The following is a 7272-nucleotide window of genomic DNA, read 5'->3' as shown; positions in this document are numbered from 1 at the left end:
CCGGCAGTTCGAGGCGACCGACGCGCTCGAGGGATTCGCGGATGACGCGCTCCTTCAGGACGCGCTGGTGCGCGAGCTCGATGTGCCCGAACTCCGCGCCACCCACCCGGTCCTCGGGCGCGCGGTCGATCGCGGCCGACGCCCACACGTGGGGGCGCCGCTCGGGCGCGGCGTCGAGGACCTCGAGGGCCTCGGCCCGCCAGAACGCCCTCTTACGCGTGTCGGTGAGCCGCGCCCGCACGCGTTCGCCCGGAAGCGTGTCGGGCACGAAGACGACACGGCCCTCGTGCCGCCCGACGAAGATGCCGCCGTGGGCGACTCCGGTGATGTCGAGATCGATGAGGTCGCCGTTCTGCATCCCCCGAGCCTGTCACACGGCGGCACCCCGGGGCCGCGCCGTCGGTAGCGTGGACGCATGCGCGTGTGCTTGGCATCCACTTCTCCCGCCCGTCTGATGCTTCTCCGGCAGGCGGGGATCGAACCGGAGGCCCGGGCCCCGCAGGTCGACGAGGAGGCCGTGATCGCCGAGGTGGAGGCGACGGAACGGCGCACCCTCCCCGCGCCGGAACACGTGCTGCTGCTCGCGCGCCGCAAGGCCGCGGACGTCGCGGAGCGGCTCCGCGCCGAGGACCCCGCGTTCGACGGGTTCGTGATCGGCGGCGACTCGATGTTCGCGCTCGGCGACGAGATCCTCGGCAAGCCGTACACCGCCGAGGCGGCGACCGCGCGATGGCGGGACATGCGCGGGCGCACCGGCGTGCTGCACTCGGGGCACAGCGTCTTCCGACTCGCGCCCGGCGCGGAACCCCGCGAGGCGTTCGCCGTGGCGGAGGCGGCGGTGAGCTTCGCCGCGGACGTCGATGACGAGGAGATCGCGGCCTACGTCGCCAGCGGCGAACCGCTGCTCGTGGCGGGGGCGTTCACCGTCGATTCGCTCGGCGGGGCCTTCATCGAGCGGGTCGAGGGCGACCCGTCCACCGTCGTCGGGATGTCGCTGTCGACCGTCCGCGGGCTCGTGCGGCAGCTCGGCGGCTCGTGGACCGCGCTCTGGAACCGTTCGTAGACTCCCCCACACGTTTTCCGGCGTTTCTTGTGGAGGTGGGTCAAAGGACCCGCATCACCCGTCGCTAGGCTGGGTGGATGCCGAAGATCGCCAAGGTTCTCGTCGCCAACCGCGGCGAAATCGCCGTCCGTGTCATCCGCGCCGCACGCGATTCGGGCAAGGCCTCCGTCGCGGTCTACGCCGACCAGGATCGGGACGCCCTGCACACCCGTCTCGCCGACGAGGCGTATGCGCTCGACGGCGCCACCAGCGCCGACACCTACCTCTCGATCGAGAAGATCCTCTCGATCGCCCGCCGCTCCGGCGCCGACGCCGTGCACCCCGGCTACGGCTTCCTCGCCGAGAACGCCGACTTCGCCCGCGCCGTCATCGACGCGGGCCTCGTCTGGATCGGCCCCTCGCCGGATGCCATCGAGGCCCTCGGCGACAAAGTCACCGCCCGTCACGTGGCCGAGAAGGTCGGCGCACCGCTCGCGCCCGGCACCCCCGGCCCGGTGGCCGGAGCCGACGAGGTCATCGCGTTCGCCGAGCAGGTGGGCCTCCCCATCGCCATCAAGGCCGCCTACGGCGGGGGTGGCCGCGGACTGAAGGTCGCGCGCGAGCTCGACGAGGTCGCCGAGATGTTCGAGTCCGCCACGCGCGAGGCCGTCGCCGCGTTCGGTCGCGGCGAATGCTTCGTCGAGAAGTACCTCGACAAGCCCCGCCACGTCGAGACCCAGTGCCTCGCGGACGCCGCCGGCAACGTCGTGGTCGTCTCCACCCGTGACTGCTCGCTGCAGCGCCGCCACCAGAAGCTCGTCGAGGAAGCCCCCGCGCCGTTCCTCAGCGACGAGCAGATCTCCGTGCTGTACTCGGCATCCAAGGCCATCCTCCGCGAGGTCGGCTACGTCGGAGCCGGCACGTGCGAGTTCCTCATCGGGGCCGACGGCACGATCTCGTTCCTCGAGGTCAACACCCGCCTGCAGGTCGAGCACCCGGTGTCCGAGGAGGTCACCGGCCTCGACCTCGTGCGCGAGCAGTTCCGCATCGCCGAGGGCGAGGAGCTGGGCTACGACGACCCCGCCCCGGTCGGTCACTCGTTCGAGTTCCGCATCAACGGCGAGGACCCGGGCCGGAACTTCCTGCCCCAGCCCGGCCCCATCCACGTCTTCAAGACCTTCGGCGGCCCCGGCCTCCGGCTCGACTCGGGTGTGACCGCGGGCGACAGCGTCTCGGGCGCGTTCGACTCGCTGCTCGCGAAGATCATCGTCACCGGCCGCGACCGCGCCGAGGCGCTCGAGCGGGCCCGTCGCGCCCTCGACGAGTTCGAGGTCGCCGGCCTCCCCACCGTGCTGCCGTTCCACCGCAAGGTCGCCCGCGACCCCGCGTTCACCGCCGAGGACGGCACGTTCGGCGTGTACACCCGCTGGATCGAGACGGAGTTCGTCAACGACATCCCCGCGTGGGACGGCGAGCTCGAATCCCCCGCCGAAACGGCCGGCCGACACACGGTCGTGGTCGAGGTGGGTGGCAAGCGCCTCGAGGTGAGCCTCCCCGACCGCCTCGGCGCGCCCGCCGCCAAGCCCGGCCGCCCCGTCGTCGCTCCGCCGTCGCGCCGCTCGCACTCGGCATCCCCCACCGCCGGAGCGACCGGCGACGCCGTGAAGTCGCCGATGCAGGCCACGGTCGTGAAGGTCGCCGTCGAGGAGGGCCAGCAGGTCGTCAAGGGCGACCTCGTCGTCGTGCTGGAGGCCATGAAGATGGAGCAGCCCATCCAGGCCCACAAGGACGGGACCATCGGCGGCATCGACGCCAGCCCCGGCACGACCGTCTCGGCAGGTCACCAGCTGCTGCTCATCAGCTGAGGCATCCCGCTCGCGCCCGGCGCCGCGTCCCTCCCGGGGCGCGGCGCCGTCGTTCGTTCGGATCCGCGTGTGCAGCGCGGGTCCCGGCGCCGGTAGTTGCGCGGGCATTCGTGCCGCGCAAACGCTCCGGCTCGGCGGAAACGCCCCGCCCGAGCGTTTCCGCCGAGCCGGAGCGTTTATGCGGACGCCGCCGGGGGGATGCCGGAACGGCAGCCGGATCAGTCCTCGCCGGGGTCGTCGCGGTCGACGATGTGCAGGGCGCGCGCGGCATCCGTGATGCTCGACGTGAGCGACGGGTAGACCGCGAACACGCGGGCGACCTGGTCCACCGTGAGACGCCGCTCGACGGCGATCGCGATGGGGTAGATGAGCTCGGACGCACGCGGAGCGACAATGACACCGCCCATGACGGTGCCACTCCCCTGCCGCGCGATGAGCTTCACGAAGCCGTCGGTGATGCCCTGCATCTTCGCGCGCGGGTTGGCCGACAGCGGCAGCTTCTTCACGAAGCCCGCGAACTTGCCGTCGACGATGTCCTGCTCGCTGAAGCCGACCGTGGCGATCTCGGGGGCGGTGAAGATGTTGGCCGTGATGCGGCGCGTCTCGAGCGGGATGACGACGTCACCGAACGCGTGGAAGACCGCCTGACGCCCCTGCATGGATGCCACGGAGGCCAAGGGGAAGAAGTTCGTGCAGTCGCCCGCGGCGTAGATGTTCGGCACCGACGTGCGCGCGACGCGGTTCACGCGGATGTGGCCCGACGGCGTCATCTGCACCCCGGCCTGCTCCAGACCGATGCCGGCCGTGTTCGGAATCGACCCGACGGCCATGAGGCAGTGGCTGCCCTCGATCGTGCGGCCGTCCGCGAGCGTCACGGTGACGCCGTCGCCGGTGTTCACGACCGAGTCGGCGCGGGCCTTCGCCAGCAGCGTCATGCCGCCGCGCTGGAAGACGCGCTCGAGGACCGCCGCGGCATCCTGATCCTCGCCGGGCAGAACCTGGTCGCGGCTCGAAACCAGCGTGACCTTGGCGCCGAGGTTCATGTACGCCGACGCGAACTCCGCGCCCGTGACACCGGAGCCGACGACGATGAGGTGCTGCGGCACCGACTTCATGTTGTAGAGCTGCGTCCACGTGAGGATCCGCTCGCCGTCGGGGCGGGCGGACGGCAGCTCGCGCGGCGAGGCCCCCACGGAGACCACGAGCGTCTCGGCTTCGATGCGGTCGAAATCGGTTCCGCCGGCCTCGGTCGAGACGACGACGGCACCGGGGCCGTCGAGGCGCCCGTGGCCGGAGATGATGCGGACCCCCGCGTCGAGCAGCGACGCGCGCATGTCGTCGGACTGCTGACGTGCGAGCGAGAGCAGGCGCTGATTCACGGCGGCGAGGTTGATCGCGACCTCGGGCGTCAGCGGCTTGCCGTGGTCGTCCTTCGCGAACAGCTGCACGCCCAGCTCACTGGCGCTGCGGATCGCGACGGCCGCATCGGCGGTCGCGATGAGCGTCTTCGAGGGGACGACGTCCGTGATGACGGCCGAACCACCGACGCCCGCGCGTTCGACCAGCGTGACGTCGGCGCCGAGCTGGGCGGCCGAGAGAGCCGCTTCGTAGCCGCCGGGGCCACCGCCGACGATCGCGACGGACTGCTTGCGCTCGAAGCTCTGCACCATGGCATCCATTCTTCCCTAGTGCGGCGCGCGCCCCGTTCGCCTGGCCCCGAGGCGCCAGAGCTTTCTAGAGTGGGTCCATGGCACACAGCAACTCTCACCCGCTCGACGACCCGGCGGTCGACCCGTTCGAGATCGCGGCGGCGGCGGCCGCCGACATCGCACGTCTCTCCGGCGTCGAGCGTCACGACATCGCGGTCACCCTCGGCAGCGGCTGGGGCCGCGCCGCCGAACTCATCGGCGAGGAGACCGCGGCGTTCCCCGCGACGGAGGTCGTCGGCTTCTCGAAGCCCGCCCTCGAGGGACACGTCGGCACGCTCCGCAGCGTCCGCACCCCCGGCGGCAAGAACGTCCTCGTCATCGGCGCACGCACGCACTACTACGAGGGGCACGGCGTCCGTCGGGTCGTCCACAGCGTCCGCACCGCGGCGGCCACCGGCGCGACCACGATGATCCTCACCAACGGCGCGGGCGGCATCCGCGAGACCTGGAAGCCCGGCCAGCCGGTGCTCATCAGCGACCACATCAACCTCACCGCCGACTCCCCCCTCGAGGGCGCGACGTTCATCGACCTCACCGACCTCTACTCGCAGCGTCTGCGCGACCTGGCGCGGTCGATCGATCCGACGCTCGACGAGGGCGTCTACACGCAGTTCCGCGGTCCGCACTACGAGACCCCCGCCGAAGTGCAGATGGCCAAGACCATCGGTGGTCACATCGTCGGCATGTCCACGGCCCTTGAGGCCATCGCCGCCCGGCAGGCCGGCATGGAGGTCCTCGGTTTCTCGCTCATCACGAACCTGGCCGCCGGCATCCAGAAGACGCCCCTCAGCCACGCCGAGGTGCTCGAGGCCGGCCGTGAGGCGGAGCCCGTGATCTCGGCGCTCCTGGCCCGTGTGATCGGCGCGCTGTGAGCGAGCACGTCGCCGCCGCGCGCGCCTGGCTCGCCCAGGACCCGGATGCCACGACCCGCGAAGAACTCACCGCGCTGCTCGCGCGCGTGGAGCACGGGGATGCCGAGGCGGCCGCCGACCTGGAGGATCGTTTCGCGACGCGCCTCGCCTTCGGGACGGCCGGGCTCCGCGGCACGCTCGGCGCCGGATCGAACCGCATGAACCGGGTGCTCGTGGCGCAGGCCGCGGCGGGCTTCGCCGCGTACCTGCGCGAGAAGCAGCCCGAAGGAACACCGACCGTCGTGGTCGGGTACGACGGACGCCGCAACTCCGACGTGTTCGCACGCGACTCGGTGGAGATCTTCGCGGGGGCGGGGCTGCGCGCGATCCTGCTGCCGCGGATGCTGCCGACGCCCGTGCTCGCGTTCGCGGTGCGGCACCTCGGGGCCGACGCGGGGGTCATGGTCACCGCCAGCCACAACCCGGCGGACGACAACGGCTACAAGGTCTACCTCGGCGGTGCCGACGACGGCGCGCAGATCGTCTCGCCCGCCGACGCCGAGATCGCCGCGCACATCCAGCGCGTGGCTGATGCCGGCGACGTCACGATCCTCCCCCGCTCCGTCGGGTACGAGAACGCGCCCGAGTCGCTCGTCGAGGCGTACGTCGCCGCGACCGCCGCCGTCGCCCCCGCCCCCGCCGGTGCGGAGGGCGCGCGCTGGGTCTACACCGCGATGCACGGCGTCGGGTGGGAGACCGTGGAGCGCGTGCTCGCCGCGGCGGGCTACCCCGCCCCGGTCGTCGTCGAGGCGCAGATCCACCCCGACGGGCGCTTCCCCACCGTGGCCTTCCCCAACCCGGAGGAGCCCGGGGCGATGGACCTCGCCTTCGAGACCGCGCGCTCCGCCGACGCCGAGTTCGTCATCGCCAACGACCCGGATGCCGACCGCCTCGCGGTCGCGATTCCGGACGCGGATGCGGAGGGCGGCTGGCGCCGACTCACCGGCAACGAGATCGGGCTGCTGCTGGGGTGGCGGGCGGCGCGTGCCCACGCCGAGTCGGATCGAGGCGTCGGGCAGCCGGCATCCCTCGCCTGCTCGCTGGTGTCGTCGCCCGGGCTGCAGGTCGTGGCGGAGCACTACGGTCTCGACTTCCACGCGACCCTCACGGGCTTCAAGTGGATCTCGCGTGCGCCGGGGATCGTCTTCGGCTTCGAGGAGGCCCTGGGCTACCTCGTGAACCCCGACACCGTGCGCGACAAGGACGGCATCTCCGCCGCCGTCGCGTTCCTCGGCCTCGCCACGGCCGCGCGCGCCGAGGGCCGCACGGTCGCGGACCTGCTGCAGGAGTTCCGTGACACGTTCGGCGCGTTCGCGAGCGACCAGATCTCGGTGCGCGTCACCGACCTCAGCGAGATCGGCGGGATCATGGCATCCCTCCGCGCGCAGCCGCCGTCCGCGGTCGGCGAGGTCGCGGTGTCGAGAATCGACGACCTGCTGCACGGCATCGACGGGCTGCCCCCGGGCGACGTGCTGCGCATCTGGCTCGAGGACGGCTCTCGCCTCATCGTGCGGCCCAGCGGCACCGAGCCGAAGCTGAAGCTGTACCTCGACGTGCGCGGCTCGTCGGCGAAGAAGGCCCGCCGCCGCCTCGAGGCGCTGCGCGCCGGTGCCGAGGAACTGCTCGCCGCGGTGCGCTGACGCCTCCAGGGTACGGCGCTCGGGGAGCGGTGCTGGGACCGCGGTGCTGGGGCGGCAGCGTAGCGACGCTTGCAGGTGGCCCCGGGGCGACAGAAGTGGCCCCGG

At 72.2% G+C, this 7272-nt stretch carries 6 protein-coding genes; 4 read left to right on the top strand and 2 right to left on the bottom strand.

The window, feature by feature from the left end:
• A partial coding sequence (locus AVW09_RS13800) for a TRAM domain-containing protein (protein ID WP_156496113.1) occupies positions 1–358 on the bottom strand: 358 nt, incomplete at its 3' end.
• A gap of 57 nt (positions 359–415) precedes the next feature.
• On the opposite strand from AVW09_RS13800, the gene AVW09_RS13795 reads away from it, so the two are divergent.
• Both AVW09_RS13795 and AVW09_RS13790 read left to right on the top strand, forming a co-directional pair.
• Positions 416–1063, top strand: a complete 648-nt coding sequence (locus tag AVW09_RS13795) for a Maf family protein (protein WP_063258621.1) — start codon at positions 416–418, stop codon at positions 1061–1063.
• Between the two features lie 77 nt (positions 1064–1140).
• Positions 1141–2907: an ATP-binding protein gene (locus tag AVW09_RS13790; RefSeq protein ID WP_063258620.1), complete on the top strand. Its 1767-nt coding sequence runs from the start codon at positions 1141–1143 to the stop codon at positions 2905–2907.
• 218 nt (positions 2908–3125) lie between these two features.
• On the opposite strand, the gene AVW09_RS13785 is transcribed toward AVW09_RS13790, so the two are convergent.
• Positions 3126–4586, bottom strand: coding sequence for an NAD(P)H-quinone dehydrogenase (locus tag AVW09_RS13785; RefSeq protein WP_063258619.1), 1461 nt, complete (start codon positions 4584–4586; stop codon positions 3126–3128).
• 68 nt (positions 4587–4654) lie between these two features.
• Here AVW09_RS13785 and AVW09_RS13780 point away from each other — a divergent pair, with 68 nt between their 5' ends.
• Positions 4655–5488: a purine-nucleoside phosphorylase gene (locus tag AVW09_RS13780; RefSeq protein WP_063258618.1), complete on the top strand. Its 834-nt coding sequence runs from the start codon at positions 4655–4657 to the stop codon at positions 5486–5488.
• A complete protein-coding gene (locus tag AVW09_RS13775; RefSeq protein ID WP_063258617.1) occupies positions 5485–7167 on the top strand; it encodes a phospho-sugar mutase in 1683 nt (560 codons plus the stop codon). The genes AVW09_RS13780 and AVW09_RS13775 overlap by 4 nt, the downstream gene beginning before the upstream one ends.
• Positions 7168–7272: the final 105 nt, after the last annotated feature.

The sequence above is a fragment of the Microbacterium sp. T32 genome, assembly GCF_001619615.1.
GTDB lineage: Bacteria > Actinomycetota > Actinomycetes > Actinomycetales > Microbacteriaceae > Microbacterium.
This window is presented reverse-complemented; position numbering and strand designations above follow the sequence as displayed.

Excerpts from the sequence above, each read along its gene's own strand:
- AVW09_RS13795 (WP_063258621.1), top strand. The coding sequence starts at position 416 with ATGCGCGTGTGCTTGGCATCCACTTCTCCCGCCCGTCTGATGCTTCTC.
- AVW09_RS13790 (WP_063258620.1), top strand. The coding sequence starts at position 1,141 with ATGCCGAAGATCGCCAAGGTTCTCGTCGCCAACCGCGGCGAAATCGCC.
- AVW09_RS13785 (WP_063258619.1), bottom strand. The coding sequence starts at position 4,586 with ATGGATGCCATGGTGCAGAGCTTCGAGCGCAAGCAGTCCGTCGCGATC.
- AVW09_RS13780 (WP_063258618.1), top strand. The coding sequence starts at position 4,655 with ATGGCACACAGCAACTCTCACCCGCTCGACGACCCGGCGGTCGACCCG.